The organism is Caproicibacterium argilliputei, from assembly GCF_029211325.2.
GTDB classification, from domain to species: Bacteria; Bacillota; Clostridia; order Oscillospirales; family Acutalibacteraceae; genus Caproicibacterium; species Caproicibacterium argilliputei.
In genome coordinates, this window is sequence record NZ_CP135996.1 from 2,610,301 (window position 1) to 2,626,053 (window position 15,753).

The following is a 15,753-nucleotide window of genomic DNA, read 5'->3' on the forward strand; positions in this document are numbered from 1 at the left end:
AATTTACAAGTGCTTGTCTGATGATTAACAAAAAATAATCGAATTTCATCGAAATCCTGCCCCGAAATCCGGTTTGCAGAATTCAGTGCGGCTTTTTATGCGTATAAAAATAACACTTTGCGTTGTACTTCTGCCCCAGATACTGAATCAGCACGCGTTCCAGCCGCTTTTCCATCTCATTGGGAGAAAGCGGGCGGCGGTCCTCCCGTGACGCAATCACCGGGCGGTTTCCGCGCGAGCGGCGCGCGGTCAGCGTGGGGGCGTCCTTCATCACGACCGGGCGCACCTCCGGTACTTCCTCGTCTTCTGTTTCTCCGGTCAGTTCTTCCCGCGTCATAGGCCGCACCGTGCAGACAGCAATCATCAAAAAAGCGCCCATCACCGGCAAAACCCACAAAAGCCCCGGCGGGTACGCTGCCGCTTCGGCATTGCCGAACCGTGGCAGCGCCGAAGCGGCGGCAAACAGCACCGTGGCAAACGTCAGCCCAAACAGCCGCCCGCGGGAAACCCGCCGCACCTCCGTATCCATCTGCACCAGCGCCTGCAGCGTGAGCATCAGGAAAAGCAGCGCGCCGGTGCGCAGGATGTTTTCCGTACTGACCGGCTCCGACGCGTTCACGCGGAACTGCAGCACCAGCTCCGCACAGCACCACAACGTGGGGGTCAGCGCCAAAACCGGATGGTCTGCAAAGTAATTCTGCCCGTCCGCTGCAAAAAGACAGCCCTCCAGGCACAGCATCAGTCCCGCCGCCACGGCAAGCACCGTGCAGATACCCGTAGTATACGGGAACTTTCCGGTTTTATTCCACGCCTGATAAACAACTGATACGCCGGTCAGCAGGATGCCAGTCAGCGTATAAGCGGTACTGAGCAGCCTGCCGCTGACCGGCAGGCGCACCATCGTGTGGTCGCTGCGGCAGGCAAGCAGGCAGACCAATGCGCCCGCCGCAAGCACACCGCACAGCGCGATGCCCCACGCGCCGAAAGTTTCCGCCGCGGCAAGCTGCACCGCCCGCAGTCCCAGCGACACCGCCAGAGTGACACCGAACGCGGCCCAAGCGAGTTTTGATTTCATTGAAATTGGACACTCCTATCGTTGTTCGATGGGAACATAGGGCCTCGGTTTCGACAGGGAGCGGTACGCCGGGCGCATGATGCGCTTCGCCGTTTCAAGTTCTTCAATGCGGTGCGCGCACCAGCCCGCCATGCGGGAAACCGCAAACAGCGGCGTGTAAAGATCCGCCGGAATGTTGAGCATTTCATACACCAGTCCGGAGTAAAAGTCCACATTGGCACTGATCACCTTGGAGTCGCCGTGTACTTTCTCAAATACCTCCGGAGCCAGCTTTTCGACCAGCTCAAACAATTCAAACTTCTCTTTCATGCCGTCGTGCGCAGGTGCCATTTTCTCCGCCTCGCGCTTCAAAATCACCGCACGCGGGTCAGAAAGCGTGTACACCGCGTGTCCCATGCCGTAAATCAAGCCGGAATGATCCCCTGCTTCCTTATTTACGATTTTTACAAGATAATCATACACTTGACTTTCGCTGCTCCAGTCGCTGACGTGCTCCATCAAATCGCGCATCATCATCATAACGCGGTGATTGGCGCCGCCGTGTTTAGGGCCTTTCAGCGAGCCGATTCCCGCCGCGATTGCCGAATAAATATCCGTTCCGGTGGAGGAAAGTACCCGCACCGCAAAGGTGGAGTTGTTGCCGCCGCTATGCTCTGCGTGCAGCATCATACACAGGTCGAGCAGCTGCGCTTCCTCATGTGTAAACTTACGGTCCGGACGGATTGCGTCCAGAATAGACTCGGCAATCGACTGGCTGGGGTTCACCGGATGGAAGAACATACTCTGCTTGTCAAACCGCCGCCGCTTCACCTGATAAGCATATGTCATGATGGCCGGCAGCTGCGCAATCAGCTGGAAAGACTGCCGCATGCTGTTTTCCAGTGAAATATCGTCCGGATTTTCATCATAAGAATAGAGTGCAAGCACCGAACGTGCCAGTTTGTTCATAATGTTGCGGGACGGCGCTTTTAAAATCATGTCCTCCGCAAAATTTTCCGGCAGCTCCCGATAGTAGCTGAGCAGTGTGTGCAGCTTTTTCAGCTGCGCGCTGTCGGGCAGTTTGCCGAACAGCAGCAGCCAAACCACCTCTTCATAGCCGAAGCGATCCGCCTTGCGGCAGCCCTCCACAATCTCTGCCACATCAATCCCGCGGTAGGTCAGAATGCCCTTGTCCGGCACGCGCTCGCTGTCGTTGATGAGGTAGCCGTGTACATTGCTGATTTGGGTCAGTCCAGCCAAAACACCGGTGCCGTCGGGGTTTCTGAGTCCCCGCTTCACGCCGTACAGATCGAATTTAGCCATTGGGATTTGATTGTTCTCGCGAAACTCATCACAAAGGTCCTGCAGATCCTGCGAAATCAATCCCGTATTGTCTTCTTTCTGCTCCAATGTAATCCCCCTCTTAACTTGAAGTAAAACGTGCTGCAAACTTATGAAAGTAAAGAATCCTTAAATCATAATTTTACAGCGGCAATACCCTAAAGTCAAGCATTGGGTTGTTCGATATGCATTTTTTGCGTTCCATTCCTGCATTTTTTGCGTTTTCTGAGAAAAGCGCCGCTTGCCCCAGAAAAAGCAATGCATAATTTTTTGCTGTGACCTGTAAAATGGAAAAGAACGACTCTGCCTGCAGTTCGGCGGAGAAAAACAAGGGAGTGCTGTAGAAATGAAAGGAAAAGGAACCCTTTTGGTCATTTTTTTAATTCTGCTGCTCGTTTTGCCCTGCCTCGCGTTGGGGAAAAACGGCGGTACCCACGGCAAAAGCGCCTCTGCCGCAAGCGCGGCACGCACCTCCGGCGCATCTTCCGCGGTTGTGTCCAAAGGCAATGCTTCCGCAGCCAGTCTGTCGTCCCCAAAAACAGCCGGCAAAACGTTTCGCATTCTGGATAAAACCAGCGGTAAGGTGCTGTCCGTGGACGAGCTGGACTTTCTGCGCGGCACCGTTGCAACGGAAATGAGTCCGGACAGCCCGCAGGAGGCGTTGAAAGCGCAGGCAGTCGCCGCCTATACATATTACACCCGTCTGCGCCAGCAGCGCAGACAAAAACCCGAAAGCGGCCTGCAGGGCGCCGACTTTTCCTGTGAAACGGGTAAGTGGCTTATTTACGTCACCAATGCGCAGATGCAGGAGAAGTGGAAGGAAGACTATGAAAAATTTTATGCCAACCTCGCACCGGCAGTCGAAAGCGTTTATGGAAAAGCGCTGTACAGCGGCAGCAGTCTGATTGACGCAACCTACTATGCCATCAGCAGCGGTCGGACAGAAGATGCCGCCAACGTATGGGGAGCGGCGTCGCCCTGCCTGGTTCCGGTCGCCAGTCCCGGCGATGTTTACGCATCCGGCTACCTTACCTCCGTAAAGCTGAGCAGCGCGCAGTTCCAAACCGCCGCATCCACGCTTGGCTGTTCCCTTTCCGGCGATGCCGCCGGTTGGATCGGACAGATTTCCCGCACCGACTCCGGTACAGTTACTTCCATGCCGCTCGGCGGCAAACCTGTCACCGGCAACCAAGCCCGCACGGCGTTTGGCCTGCGTTCCGCGAACTTCACGGTAACCTACGCCGGCGGCACCTTCACCTTTACTGTAAAAGGCTACGGCCATGGGGTTGGCATGAGCCAGACCGGCGCTGTTTCGCTTGCAAAGCAAGGGGAAACCTATACGCAGATTCTCTCCTGGTACTATCCGGGTTCTACCCTGCGCGCGGTGTAAAGCACCGGTCAGCCGCTGAAGGTATTCGCATAGGCAAAGTAGGTAATGCCGTTCTTGGCTGTGAAAATGCCGTTTACCTTCGGATTGCGCAGGCTGATGGTCGGCATATAGAAAAGTGGTGTGGCGGGCGCCTCCTCTACCAAGCGTGTTTCCGCCGCGTGCAGCGCCTGAAAACGTGCTGCGCTTGCTGTGCTGCTTTGATAAGACTTTTCCATCTGCTTTGTAAAAGCGGAATCGCTCCAGCCAGTGATGTTGCAGCCGCTTCCCGATGTGAACTTGTCAAGAATTGCCGCAGGGTCACGGTAAGCGGCCGTCAAACTGCCGAGGGTAACCTGCACATTGCCTTTGCGGCAGTTGTCCAAATAGGTACTGTACGGCTGCTGCTCCACCTTGCAGTTGATGCCTAGCTTTGCTTTCCACATTCCTGCCACGGCATTGGCGACGGTACTGTACAACGTGGAAATGGGAACGGTGATCGTCACCTCCGGAAAGCCCTTGCCGTTTGCATAGCCTGCCTGCTCCAGCAGTGTTTCGGCGCGCTGCGCGCTTTCCGGATATGTTTCTGCGGTGACCTCGTAAAAGGAACCGCCTTTGGTGCGGAAGTCACCTTTGCCGCCGGCATCCGCGAAGCCTGTCGGCACAAACGCGGAAGCCGCCGTGAAGCGCATTCCGGTTGTGGAAACCGCAAGCGCATCCCGGTCAATTGCCAAAGAAAGCGCCTTGCGCACCTGCACATCGGACAGCGCCGCGTTTTTCGTGTTGAACTGCAGGCAGACCGTTGTGGCTGTCTGTGCCGCATTCAAGTCCCCGCGCTCGCGAATCCGCGCATAATACTGCACCGGCAGCGGATACGCAAATTCGCACTCGTTGTTGTCATACGCAGAAAGGCGGGAATTGTCGTCCTCTGCCAGCGTGCAGTTGAGCTTCTGCGCCTTCACCGCCGCTTGATTGTAGTACGTCGTACTGCGTTCAAACGTGATGTTGGACTTGATGTTCCACTGCGTCAGCTTCATGGGGCCGTTACACACGAATGTGTCCGGACTGCGCGACCAGTTCTGCTTGCTCACCACGTCCTCGCGCAAGGGCATAAAAATCGGCTGTACCAAAAGCTGTGAGAAAAAATCACACGGTGCGGCAAGCGTCACCTGCAGGGTATGCGCATCTTTCGCAGTCACGCCGAGCGCCTTAACGTCCGTTTGGGTACCATTCAGTATGGCGGTGCCATTTTGTATATATGCAAATAATTCTTTTTTTTCCGCATTCTGCAGCAAAATATTGCGCTGCCATGCATACACGAAATCATTTGCCGTTACAGACTTTCCGTCTGACCACTTGGCGTCCTGCCGAAGGGTGAACGTCCAGGTCTTTTTGTCTTTAGAACTAACCGCCTTTTCTGCCTGTCCCAGTACGACGTTGCCGCTTTCATCAATTTTGTACAGGCCCTCAAATGTGGCGGCACAGTAAGCATCCGTGTCCGCGCCGGTGCTGTATGCGGGGTCCAGCGACTGCGGCTCCGGCCCGATGCTGACATCCAGCGCCGTCTGCGATGCATATGCACGGTCCGCCGGCTGGCTGGAAGCCGCCGAAGACACCGTTTTCGCAGTGGACGCTTTCGATGACGCCGTCGAAGACGGTGCGGTGGAAACTGTACCGGGCGCCGACTCGCCGCAGGAAGTCAGCATACCGGCCGTCAATGCAGCAGCCAAAAGCATGGCTGTAAATTTTATTTTCATCTATCCGTTCCTCCAAGATGCGGGCGGCAGACGCCCCCGCTTTATGGTTCGGTTTTGCCGCCGATGCGCTTTTGAAACAGCGCTCGTACTTCCGGAGAGGGGTTCACATAAACCCGACCCTCGTCGCCGTCCACAAGCAATTCTCCGCCGGGCTGCAGCTCCCGAAACGCCGCGCCCAATGCAGTTACCGCAGGCAGACCCATGCTGCGTGCCAACAGGGTGCTGTGCGAAGTGGAGCTGCCATACTGCTCGACCAAGCCCAGAATGCGACCTTGGTTCGACTGCACCACCTCGCTGGGAAGCGCGTGCGCCAAACAAAGCACCGCTGGCTCCGTCAGGTAATCCTCCACGGCGGGAATCATGCAGCAGCCGCGGTTCAGGCACTTGAGCAGGCGGTGGCAGATGTCCAGCATATCCTCGCTGCGCGCGCGCATATACTCATCTTCCATTTCAGCAAAGGTGCGGTACAGCTTGTTTCCGTTGTACCACACGGCATACTCCGCCGTCCAGCGGTTCTGCATAATGCTGTCTAAAATCGCCTGCTGAAAGCCCTCATCCTCCAACATAATGATGTGAATTTGAAAAATCAGCGAGTCCCGGCTGCCAATGCGGCGGCAGGCACTGCGGTAGATTTCCTCAATCTCCTGCTTGGCGCAGGCGCGCGCTTTCTGCAGGCGTACCAACTCCTGTGCGGGGTCAGCGGCATACTGCTTTTGCATTGCCGGTTTTTTCCGCACAGGCAGAATACACGCCGTGCCAGCTGCAACTCCGCCGGATGCCGGCGTTCCCTGCAAAATCCGCATACGCTCACCTGCCTTTCGCCTTATCTATTTTACCTGTTTTACACGCAATTTACAAGCGAATTTACGAAAAGCCCCCGCATTCCGAAGAAGCGGGGGCTTTTCGCCAAACACCAAGCGGCGGCGCCGGAAAAACCGGTGCCGCCGCCACGCAAATACAACTACACTTATTTTGTTGAGATTTGTTTTAATTTAGGTTGTTTACAAACTTACTTTACTGTTACAGCAAAGACCTTGTACTTCACGCCGTTGATGTCGCAGTACACGCCATACTTGCCAGCCTTGTTTGCCTTGATGGTGGCAGTAACGGTACCGTCAGCATTCTTTGTGAAGCCCCAAGTGGACAGAGCCGCATCATTTGCTGTGTTGAAAGCGAAGTCCTTAATGGTTGTGTCAGCATTCGGGGTAATCTTGAACTGATACTTGCTGCCGGCCTTCATAGCGAAGTCAACAGTGGTGTCAGAAGTGAAGGGGCGGTCAACAATTTCGACCTGGAAAATCTTCTGACCGTTTGCATAAACGCCAACCTTGTCGCCGACCTTGCCGTTTGCATAGATGTAGTACTTACCAGCAGTGCCGTTCCATGGGTCATAAGTGCCAGTTTCAGCAACTTTGCCGTTGCCTGTGCCGTACTTCAGGTCAGCAGCAGTAATGCCAGCCTTGTCAGCAGAGAAGTCAACAGTTGCATAGGTGGACTGTGTCATCTTAACAACGGTATCAGCTGTGACAGCCTTTGCTTCTGTGTCGCCGAGGTTCTGAACCTTTGTGGTCAGGACCGGAGCCTGCTCTGCTGTCAAAGTAATCTGAGCATCCTGAGAGCTCAGAGTTGTGCCAAACGGTTTGTAGACTGTGCCGTCTTTGTTTACCAGTGTAGCTGTAACAACAACGTTGTTGGAACCGTTGATATTTGCAGCTGTATAACCGGTGGACTTCACTGCGCAGGACAGGGAATCAGCAGAAGGAGTCAAGGAAACAGAATCCTTGCTAGCAGTCCATTTGACAGATACGCCAGTCGGCAAAGACAGGTTCGGTACAGTGGAAGCCTTAAGAGTAGCAGAAGAGCCATCACCAATGGCAACATCTGCGTTGTCAAGAAGAATGCCCTGCAATTCTGCAGCCTTTACAACGTAATTGTAAACATTCTTGCCTACATTTGCACTCTCAACTGTTGTAAAGCCAGGCATATTGAATGCACCGGAACTTGCATAGTTAGTAGTATACAGAACGCTACCAACTGTAGCATTTGTTACAGTCAGGTTCAAGTGAGTGTTAATCTGACCATTTGCAGCAATTGTGAAGCTGTTTGCAGGAATGATGATTGTGCCAGTGCCATCCGGAGAAGCCTGTGTGTAAATAGACTTAGCATTCAGCTTTCCGTTAACTTTCACAATGCTGGTATCAGCAGAATTATCGCCGCAAGCATCGCTCGCTGTGCCAACAGTACCTGTTGCAATAGCACCAGTTGTCAACTCCGCACCTGCATTAACAGTAACACGACCAATGTTCTTCAGGTCACCAGTAGTAAATTTGCCAGCGGTTAAAGCAAAGGAAGCATCAAACGGGCAATCTGCAAATGCACCCTGTGTGCCGGAAATCGTGCCAAGAGTCAAAGTCTTCGCATCAGAAGTTGTGGTTACAGAAACAGCACCGCTCGCGGTTACGTTTCCAATTGTGACAAGACCCTGAGCAGCTTCGTCGGCATCCTGAGTTGTTACAACTGTCAGGTTCTTTGTGGAGATATTTCCCAAAGAGATTGTGCCGTATTTTCCGTTCACAGGATCTACCGAGCCAGTAGCGGTAACTGCAGTTGCACCTGTAATGTCGCCAACCTTAACTGTAGGAGCAGTGGTTCTGGTTGTAGCATTGTCGACATCAGTAGTTACGTTAGTAGCACCTGTAATGCTGGCAACAGTACCGTCCTGAAGTGCAACATCACCTGCGCCAGAGACAGCGCCAACAAGGGCATCCTCGTCAACAGTCAGCTTATGGCTGTTCAGTTTAACCGCAACATTAGTCAGGTTATAGTCATCATCGGCTGTTACGTTGTTAGTGGCAGTCTCCTGACCAAAGCTTCTTACACCATTGAACTCTGCATCAGCAGACAAAGTGTAAGTGTTATCAACAGTCAGTGTTGCAGGAACAGCAGTTGCATCCTTATCGCCATGCACATATGCAGTAATTGTAGTTGCACCAGTTTTCACTGCGGAAGCCGGCTGTGCTGCCACGGTAACGGCAGCGGCATTAGATACTGTTGTTACTGTCTTCTGAGTATCCGCCGGGTCTACAAGCGGAATATTCGAATTGCCAGTAGCAAAATCATATCCACTTGCTGCTTCATATGTAGCTTGTGCATCCGAACCTGCCTTTACAGTATAAACGCCAAATTCTTTTGTCTGGTTGAAAGAAGCAGTAACATCAGAATCAACATAAGTACCCGCTGTCATTGTAGCATCCGTAGGAAGTACCAATGCAGCATTGTTTGCGTAAACATAAACATTGACTGTCATTTTTACGCTAGTTGCTTTATATTGTGCTGTCTGATTGTGCTTGCCTGTCTCAATTTTTCCAAAATCGGCAGTGCCATAAGCAGTGAAAGTAACTTTCTTATTGGCTTTGCCCAGTTTTACTTCACCGGTCGTATTATTGACTGTTGCGACATTATTATCAGAAGATACCCAGTTATACTTGTCATTGGCGTTCTGATTAGCGTTTACATCAACACTCTCTTTGTTGTCGCCAATGTTAATGGTTGCACCATCAACAATTTTTGTAGGCAGTGTGAAAGTATTGGCAGCACCAGCTGTTGAATCATAAACTGCTGCAATATCTTGTGCTGTTGTGGAAATAGTGGGCGTTGTTGCTGCAAAAGCGGAGCTGGTGCTCATTGCAAAAGCGCTGGTGACCATCGCAGCGGAAAGCGCGATGGCAGCGATTCTGCTCATTTTTTTGTTCATCCTTTTTGTCCTCCTTAAAATAATTGTGCGTATTTGCGCGTGCTATGAGAGTGAAACAGCATGACAGCACCCCACTTTAGAAAAAGGCCCGGCGCAAAGCCGCCGGAAACGGCTGTTTCCACAGGTGCTGCCAATTCGTTTAAGAAGATTATATGATAATGAATTGGTAAAGTCAAGTGCATGTGCCGAGAATTGCAAAGATTTATTTAAAAAAATCTCACAAAAAATTTATAAAAAGAAGAACAATTACCACAATTTGCTCTCCTGCGCGCCGGTGTCACACACGCAGCCGCGCGCCTGTGTGCCCACCACACGGATGCCACAAAGCGGCTCGCCGCGGCGGTTGCCGGGGCAGCGCAGTGCCAGGCCGCCGCTGTCCCAGCAAAGCGCCGTGCGGTTGCAGCAGCCGCCGCCTGCCTGCAGAAAGGCGCAGTTGGAAACGGTGCAGTGCTTCATGGCGGGCATGGCGGCCCACTCCGCGGCGATACAGCGCGCGCCATCGGGGGCTTCACCGCAGGAAAGCAGCACGTGCGCGGCGGAAAGCCCCAGCAGCACCGGCGAAACCGCGCTGTGCGTGCCGTGGTGCGGCGCTTTCACGGCATAGTAATCATGGTACAGAAGCGGCTCTACCGCGGCAATGGTTTCGGGCGTAGCGTCGCCGGTCATTAAAACATCGTCGGTACTGCCGCTTTCCGTACGCACATTTTGAAACACAAGGGAAGCGGCATTCACCTGCCGGCTGTACGCTTCGCGCACCGACTGGCTTTCCAGCAGGGCACAAACCTCGGCGGCGGCAGGCAGACACGCCAGCGCGGGGGCAAGGGCGTCAATGCGGTCAAGCACCGCCAGCGCGGCGGCGGCGTCTGCACTCTGCACCGGGCACTGCGTGCAAAGCCGGGTATACAAATTGCAAAAAGTATAGAAATCATCCAGAAAATCCTGCAGCAAATCCGCACCCGGCTGTTCCGGCTGCTCCACATAGCGGTGCAGGCGCTCCACCGCGTCCGCGAAGCCCTCGTCAAAGGGGTAGTCCTGCCGCGGCGGCCACAGGCACTCGAACGTCACGCCGCCGGAAACGAAGCAGTCCCCCTGCCCCAGCGCATAGGCGGTGCCTTGCTGTGTCTGGCGCAGCACACGGGAAAAGGACTTGAGCGCGCCGGTGCTGACCTGACCGCAGAAGCCCTGCCGCGGCAAAAACACATACGCAAATAAAGCAAATTCGAGCAGCAGCGGCAGGCCGCGCTCATCGCAGGGGGAGCAGGGCAGGTACAGCTCCTCAAAATAGTTCGGCTGCGCGTCCAGAATATCCCACAGGCCGCAGGCGTGGTCGCGGTGATAATGCGTCAGCAAAAAAGCCCGATGGGCAACGCCGCTGTAGCGTGCCGTCAGGCTTTTCTGCGCATATTCTTTAAAGTTCCGCGCGCCTTCGCGAATCACGGTGTTGAGGCTGCCGCAGTCCACCATCAGCAGGCTATTGGAATCGGTGCCCAGAACCACACATTCGCCGTACTCAACATTATGTAAATCAATCCAACGCATCGGGTTCATCCTTTTTGACAACGATTTCCGCAGGCTTGCCGTCACGGTAGCACACACCGCTGACAAAGCGGCCGTGCGCCCACACGCCGGTGCGTACAATCCTGCCCTGTACGTCACGCTCCTCACAGGAGCCATCCGCAAAACCGCCGCGGAACGTGCCGGTCAGCGTGCCGCCGCCGGACAGGTGCAAACAGCCCTGCCCGTGGTAGCAGTCACCGTGCCAGCTGCCGTCATACAAAACTTTCCCATCGTGATACTCGGTGCCGTACCCGTCACGGCGGCCGTCCAGCCACATCCCATAGTAGGAAAGCGCACCCTCGCCATCAAAGGCTGCGCCGCGGCCAGTGGGGATATTGTTTTCCCACTGCCCGACAAACAGGGAGCCGTCGCGCGCGCTGAAACTGACACCGATGCCGCTGCGGCGGTTCTGGTGCCAATATCCTGCGTAACAGAGCTTGCCGGACTTATAATAGTACGTACCGAAGCCGTCGCGCTTGTCGCCTGCGAAGCCGCCCTCATAGGCGGTATAACCGGAGGGCATCTGCGTGCGGCCGCGCCCCTGCCGTCTGCCGTCCTGCAGGGCACCGAAGTAAAGGTACGTTTCTGTGTCGCTCACCGGAATACGTTTGTCCGGCATCAACGCGTCCGCGCACGGCAGGGCCGGCACGGGGGCAGGCTCCGGCGTGGCGGGCGCCTGCGGCACCGGCTGAAATACCACTGGCACCGGCGCAACGTCCTCCTCAATAACAGCAGGCTCGTCCGGCGTTTCGGTGTCAATGATGCAGTCCTCCAGCGCCGGCAGCGCGGGCTGCGGCAGCGGTTCCTCCACTTCCAGCAGCAGCGGGCCGTCCTCGCTTTCCAGCTCCAAATTCAGCTGCGGCGCGGTGGTCTGGTCCAAAACGTGCTCATTGCGGATAAACTGAAAGGAAATCGGCGTGGCGGGCGTCGCGTCCCAGCCGGGCACGTCCTCCGCTTCCGCGTTGTCACGGTGGGACGCCGCCGTTTGCCGCGCCGCAAGCTCCTGCTGGGTGCAGTAGTAAAAGCGGCCGTCACCGGTTTCCGCCTCGATGTCCGGCGTGCCCGCTTCGTTGTCCATCCAAATGCGCGCAGCGTCGGTTTTTTCCATCGGGTACGCGAAAAGGCGGGTGCGGCGGTACTTGCCGATACCGTCGTCATACCGCAGGCAGTTCAGTTCCTCCCCGACCGGCTCCAGCAAAAGTTCCGGCCGCTTGGGGTTGCCGCGGTAAAAAGAGGAGCGCAGCCAATGGTGGCGGCGGTCAAAGTCCGCTTTTTCCCGCAAGTCGCCTGCGGTGTCCCAGGTCAGGATGGCATAGCCTTCCTCCCCCATGGGCACCGCACGCTGCAGCACCCTGCCCCCGGCGGTCAATTCCCACTTCATGGTTCTGCGCGTCATGCGATACCTGGCCTCGTCATTTGCCCCGAATGTCTGTGCAGCCGCCCGGCCGTGCTGCGGCGCGCCGGTTTCAAAGTAAGCCCGGCGCACCTGTGCCAGCAGTTCACGGTCATCCTCCCGCAGCTGTCTGCTGGTGACGGAATAGAATATTCTGTCGCCCAATTTGGCACCCTTCTTTCCCCTGTATCCGTATTCTATTTTATTATAGGAAATCCGCGCGGTGTATGCAAGCGTTTTCCGCCAAAACAACAAAAGGCGCCGTGCGGCACACCTGCTCTGCCGCGCGGCACCCTTCCGGTTCCGGTTTCACATTCTGGCGCTGACCATGTGCCCAACCTCGTCCATCAGGTCGGTCACCGCACGTTTTGCGCGGCCCGCCCTGCGGCGCAGCTGGCGGTCGTTATCCATTGCCTTGCCCGCGAGCACAACCGCGGCAACGCCCACTGCCACACCAACGCCGATGCCTCTCATCATACTTGCCGTGTTTCGAAACATACGCAAAAACCTCCCCGTTAAAATTGCGGTGCTTATCAGAATAAGCCCCATCATCAGCATACCCTCCCTGCTGCATTTTATCTGGTGAAAATACTGCGCGGGCTGTCTGCTTTTCCCAGACGCGCCGCTTCCTTCTGTGCAGTAGTCTGCCCGGCGGAAAAGCGCGCATACGGCGGAAAATTTTGATACCGGTTCGATTGTGTTGTATAATGCTGTTTTATAGAAGAAAAAGACTGCAGCGCGAAAAAGCTGCACATACTATGAAAAGAAACGGAGATTCTGCCATGCATACACTGAACCTGGTTCTGGTCGAACCGGAAATCCCCCAGAACACCGGCAACATCGCGCGCACCTGCGCACTGACGGGCGCGCGGCTGCATTTAGTAGGGCCGATGGGGTTTCAAATTGACGACCGCAAGCTCAAGCGTGCCGGTCTGGACTACTGGCACCTGCTGGACATTACGTATTACCGCAGTCTGGACGAATTCTTTCAAAAAAATGACGGCCCGTATTTCTATTTTTCCACGAAAGCACGTCATATTCACTCGGACGTCTCCTACCCGGACGGTGCCTATCTGGTGTTCGGCAAAGAAACCGCCGGTCTGCCTGAAGAGCTTCTGAAAGCCAATCCGGACAGCTGCGTGCGCATCCCCATGCGCAACCACCCCGACGCGCGCAGCCTGAACCTCTCCAACAGCGCCGCCATTGCCGCTTATGAAGTGCTGCGCCAGTGGGGCTATCCAGACCTGCTCTGCGAAGGACAGCTGCACCACCTGCATTGGTAAAACAAATAATTGTTGCGTGATTTCCCGTAAAGTTTGTGAAAAAATCAACAATTTTTGCGCAATGTCCCGATAAATCCTTGAAAATAGACAGCCTGTGCTGTATAATTAGCCTGTACTAAAAGGCTTACTACATGGATTCTATTTTTATACCTAATATCAAAAGGAGTGTATCCCATGAACTATCTGAACAAAAAAACCGTCGAAGATATTGATGTCGCCGGTAAACGGGTACTCGTCCGCTGCGACTTCAATGTCCCATTTGACAGTGAAGGAAATATCAGCGACACAAAGCGCATTGACGGTGCCCTGCCCACCATCAAGTACCTGGTGAACCACAAAGCAAAGGTCATTCTCTGCTCCCATTTGGGCCGCCCGAAGGGCGAGTTCAACATGAAATTCTCCCTGGCACCGGTTGCCAAGTGCCTTTCCGAAAAGCTCGGTCAGGAAGTCAAGATGGCAAAAGACGTCATTGGCGAAGACGCCAAGGGCATTGCCGCTTCGCTGAAAGACGGCGAAGTTGAGCTGCTCGAAAACGTTCGCTTCCACAAGGAAGAGGAAAAGAACGACCCGGCGTTTGCAAAAGAGCTGGCATCCATGGCTGACATCTACGTCAACGATGCTTTCGGCACCGCACACCGCGCGCACGCTTCCACCGCCGGTGTGGCAGACTACCTGCCGGCTGTCTGCGGCTACCTCATCCAGAAGGAAATCACCGTGATGGGCACAGCCCTGCAGGACCCGAAGCGTCCGTTTGTTGCCATTCTCGGCGGTGCAAAGGTTTCTGATAAAATCGGCGTCATCACCAACCTGCTTGATAAAGTGGACACCCTCATCATCGGCGGCGCTATGGCTTACACTTTTATGAATGCACTGGGTTACAGCATCGGCTCTTCCCTGTGTGAAAAAGACAAGATCGACACTGCCAAAGATATCATGGCAAAGGCCAAGGAAAAGGACGTCAAATTCCTGATTCCGCTTGACAATGTGGTTGCAAAGGAATATGCTGAGAATGCCGAATTCCAGACCATTCCTTCCGACTGTATCCCGGACGGCTGGATGGGACTGGACATTGGCCCGAAAACACGCGAAGCGTTCGCACAGGCAATCCGCGGCGCAGGCACCGTGGTGTGGAACGGCCCGATGGGCGTTTCTGAATGGAAAAACTTTGCAGCCGGCACCATTGCCGTTGCGAAGGCAGTTGCGGAAAGCAACGCGATTTCCATTATCGGCGGCGGCGACTCCGCAGCGGCAGTCGAAAACCTCGGCTTTGCCGACAAGATGACGCACATTTCCACAGGCGGCGGCGCCTCCCTCGAATTCCTCGAAGGAAAGGTTTTGCCCGGCATTGCCTGCCTGAACGATAAAGATTAATTCTGCCGCAAGGGGCGGGGCTGAGCCCCGTCCCTTTTGTGTTTTCAAAATGAATTCTGCGGGCGTGCCCGCACATACAGGAAAAGGAGCGATTCTCATGAAGAAAGCAATCCGCAAGGCTGTCATCGCCGGAAACTGGAAAATGAACAAAACCCCCGCAGAGGCCAAAGTGCTGCTGGAGGGAATCAAACCGCTGGTAAAAGACGCCGGCTGCGGCGTTGTCTGCTGCGTACCGTACGTAGACCTGCCCGTCGTGCTGGAAGCTGCCAAAGGCACAAACATTGGCGTCGGTGCGGAAAACTGCCACTGGGAAAAAAGCGGCGCCTACACCGGCGAAGTTTCCGCTGAAATGCTCGCCTCCATGGGGGTTCAGTATGTCATTATCGGCCACAGTGAACGCCGTCAGTACTTCGGTGAAACCGATGAAACCGTCAACAAGCGTGTTCGTGCCGCACTGGATGCCGGTCTGACCGTCATTCTCTGCGTGGGCGAAAGCCTGCAGCAGCGCGAGCAGGGCATTACCGGCGAGCTGGTTGCCATGCAGACCAAAATTGCGCTGGGCGGCGTTTCCAAAGAGGAACTGTCCCGCATCATCATCGCTTATGAACCTATCTGGGCCATCGGCACCGGTAAAACCGCAACCAGCGAGCAGGCAAACGAAGTCTGCAAAACCATCCGCGATACCGTTGCCGCTGTTTATGACAAATCCGCCGCAGACGCTCTGACCATTCAGTACGGCGGCTCAATGAAGCCTGCCAATGCGGCAGAACTGCTTGCACAGCCGGATGTTGACGGCGGACTCATCGGCGGTGCTTCCCTGAAGCCGGAAGACTTCGCTGCCATCGTCAAGGCTGCAACCGAGGGCTGAACCCAGCCC

General features: G+C 55.0%; 12 protein-coding genes. 4 read left to right on the forward strand and 8 right to left on the reverse strand.

Annotation, left to right across the window (positions count from 1 at the left end; translation table 11 throughout):
- Positions 1–82: 82 nt before the first annotated feature.
- Complete coding sequence (locus PXC00_RS12595; protein ID WP_275844079.1) at positions 83–1,075, reverse strand: hypothetical protein; 993 nt, start codon at positions 1,073–1,075, stop codon at positions 83–85.
- A gap of 15 nt (positions 1,076–1,090) precedes the next feature.
- On the reverse strand, positions 1,091–2,470 hold the full coding sequence (locus PXC00_RS12600) for a citrate/2-methylcitrate synthase (RefSeq protein ID WP_275844287.1): 1,380 nt from the start codon (positions 2,468–2,470) through the stop codon (positions 1,091–1,093).
- Between the two features lie 271 nt (positions 2,471–2,741).
- Between PXC00_RS12600 and PXC00_RS12605 the strand changes: the two genes are divergently transcribed.
- Positions 2,742–3,785, forward strand: a complete 1,044-nt coding sequence (locus PXC00_RS12605) for a SpoIID/LytB domain-containing protein (protein WP_275844080.1) — start codon at positions 2,742–2,744, stop codon at positions 3,783–3,785.
- An 8-nt stretch (positions 3,786–3,793) separates the two neighbouring features.
- On the opposite strand, the gene PXC00_RS12610 is transcribed toward PXC00_RS12605, so the two are convergent.
- From PXC00_RS12610 to PXC00_RS12635, 6 genes are all read right to left on the reverse strand, one after another.
- Positions 3,794–5,518, reverse strand: coding sequence for a peptide ABC transporter substrate-binding protein (locus PXC00_RS12610; RefSeq protein ID WP_275844081.1), 1,725 nt, complete (start codon positions 5,516–5,518; stop codon positions 3,794–3,796).
- 41 nt (positions 5,519–5,559) lie between these two features.
- Positions 5,560–6,321: a phosphoenolpyruvate-utilizing N-terminal domain-containing protein gene (locus PXC00_RS12615; protein ID WP_275844082.1), complete on the reverse strand. Its 762-nt coding sequence runs from the start codon at positions 6,319–6,321 to the stop codon at positions 5,560–5,562.
- 206 nt (positions 6,322–6,527) lie between these two features.
- Positions 6,528–9,272 carry a beta strand repeat-containing protein gene (locus PXC00_RS12620; RefSeq protein ID WP_275844083.1) on the reverse strand — a complete coding sequence of 915 codons (2,745 nt, stop codon included), beginning with the start codon at positions 9,270–9,272 and terminating at the stop codon, positions 6,528–6,530.
- A 246-nt stretch (positions 9,273–9,518) separates the two neighbouring features.
- Positions 9,519–10,811 (reverse strand): ComEC/Rec2 family competence protein, encoded by a 1,293-nt coding sequence (locus PXC00_RS12625; RefSeq protein ID WP_275844084.1) that lies wholly within the window; start codon positions 10,809–10,811, stop codon positions 9,519–9,521.
- Positions 10,798–12,387 (reverse strand): MORN repeat-containing protein, encoded by a 1,590-nt coding sequence (locus PXC00_RS12630; RefSeq protein ID WP_275844085.1) that lies wholly within the window; start codon positions 12,385–12,387, stop codon positions 10,798–10,800. The genes PXC00_RS12625 and PXC00_RS12630 overlap by 14 nt, the downstream gene beginning before the upstream one ends.
- A 144-nt stretch (positions 12,388–12,531) precedes the next feature.
- Positions 12,532–12,720 carry a hypothetical protein gene (locus PXC00_RS12635; protein WP_275844086.1) on the reverse strand — a complete coding sequence of 63 codons (189 nt, stop codon included), beginning with the start codon at positions 12,718–12,720 and terminating at the stop codon, positions 12,532–12,534.
- Between the two features lie 284 nt (positions 12,721–13,004).
- Between PXC00_RS12635 and PXC00_RS12640 the strand changes: the two genes are divergently transcribed.
- The 3 genes from PXC00_RS12640 (at position 13,005) to tpiA (ending at position 15,744) form a co-directional block, all read left to right on the forward strand.
- Positions 13,005–13,505 carry a tRNA (cytidine(34)-2'-O)-methyltransferase gene (locus tag PXC00_RS12640; protein WP_275844087.1) on the forward strand — a complete coding sequence of 167 codons (501 nt, stop codon included), beginning with the start codon at positions 13,005–13,007 and terminating at the stop codon, positions 13,503–13,505.
- A gap of 174 nt (positions 13,506–13,679) precedes the next feature.
- Complete coding sequence (locus PXC00_RS12645; protein WP_275844088.1) at positions 13,680–14,876, forward strand: phosphoglycerate kinase; 1,197 nt, start codon at positions 13,680–13,682, stop codon at positions 14,874–14,876.
- 97 nt (positions 14,877–14,973) lie between these two features.
- Positions 14,974–15,744, forward strand: coding sequence for a triose-phosphate isomerase (gene tpiA / locus PXC00_RS12650; RefSeq protein ID WP_275844089.1), 771 nt, complete (start codon positions 14,974–14,976; stop codon positions 15,742–15,744).
- Positions 15,745–15,753: the final 9 nt, after the last annotated feature.

Excerpts from the sequence above, each read along its gene's own strand:
- PXC00_RS12595 (WP_275844079.1), bottom strand. The coding sequence starts at position 1,075 with ATGAAATCAAAACTCGCTTGGGCCGCGTTCGGTGTCACTCTGGCGGTG.
- PXC00_RS12605 (WP_275844080.1), top strand. The coding sequence starts at position 2,742 with ATGAAAGGAAAAGGAACCCTTTTGGTCATTTTTTTAATTCTGCTGCTC.
- PXC00_RS12610 (WP_275844081.1), bottom strand. The coding sequence starts at position 5,518 with ATGAAAATAAAATTTACAGCCATGCTTTTGGCTGCTGCATTGACGGCC.
- PXC00_RS12615 (WP_275844082.1), bottom strand. The coding sequence starts at position 6,321 with ATGCGGATTTTGCAGGGAACGCCGGCATCCGGCGGAGTTGCAGCTGGC.
- PXC00_RS12620 (WP_275844083.1), bottom strand. The coding sequence starts at position 9,272 with ATGAACAAAAAAATGAGCAGAATCGCTGCCATCGCGCTTTCCGCTGCG.
- PXC00_RS12625 (WP_275844084.1), bottom strand. The coding sequence starts at position 10,811 with ATGCGTTGGATTGATTTACATAATGTTGAGTACGGCGAATGTGTGGTT.
- PXC00_RS12635 (WP_275844086.1), bottom strand. The coding sequence starts at position 12,720 with ATGTTTCGAAACACGGCAAGTATGATGAGAGGCATCGGCGTTGGTGTG.
- PXC00_RS12640 (WP_275844087.1), top strand. The coding sequence starts at position 13,005 with ATGCATACACTGAACCTGGTTCTGGTCGAACCGGAAATCCCCCAGAAC.
- PXC00_RS12645 (WP_275844088.1), top strand. The coding sequence starts at position 13,680 with ATGAACTATCTGAACAAAAAAACCGTCGAAGATATTGATGTCGCCGGT.
- tpiA (WP_275844089.1), top strand. The coding sequence starts at position 14,974 with ATGAAGAAAGCAATCCGCAAGGCTGTCATCGCCGGAAACTGGAAAATG.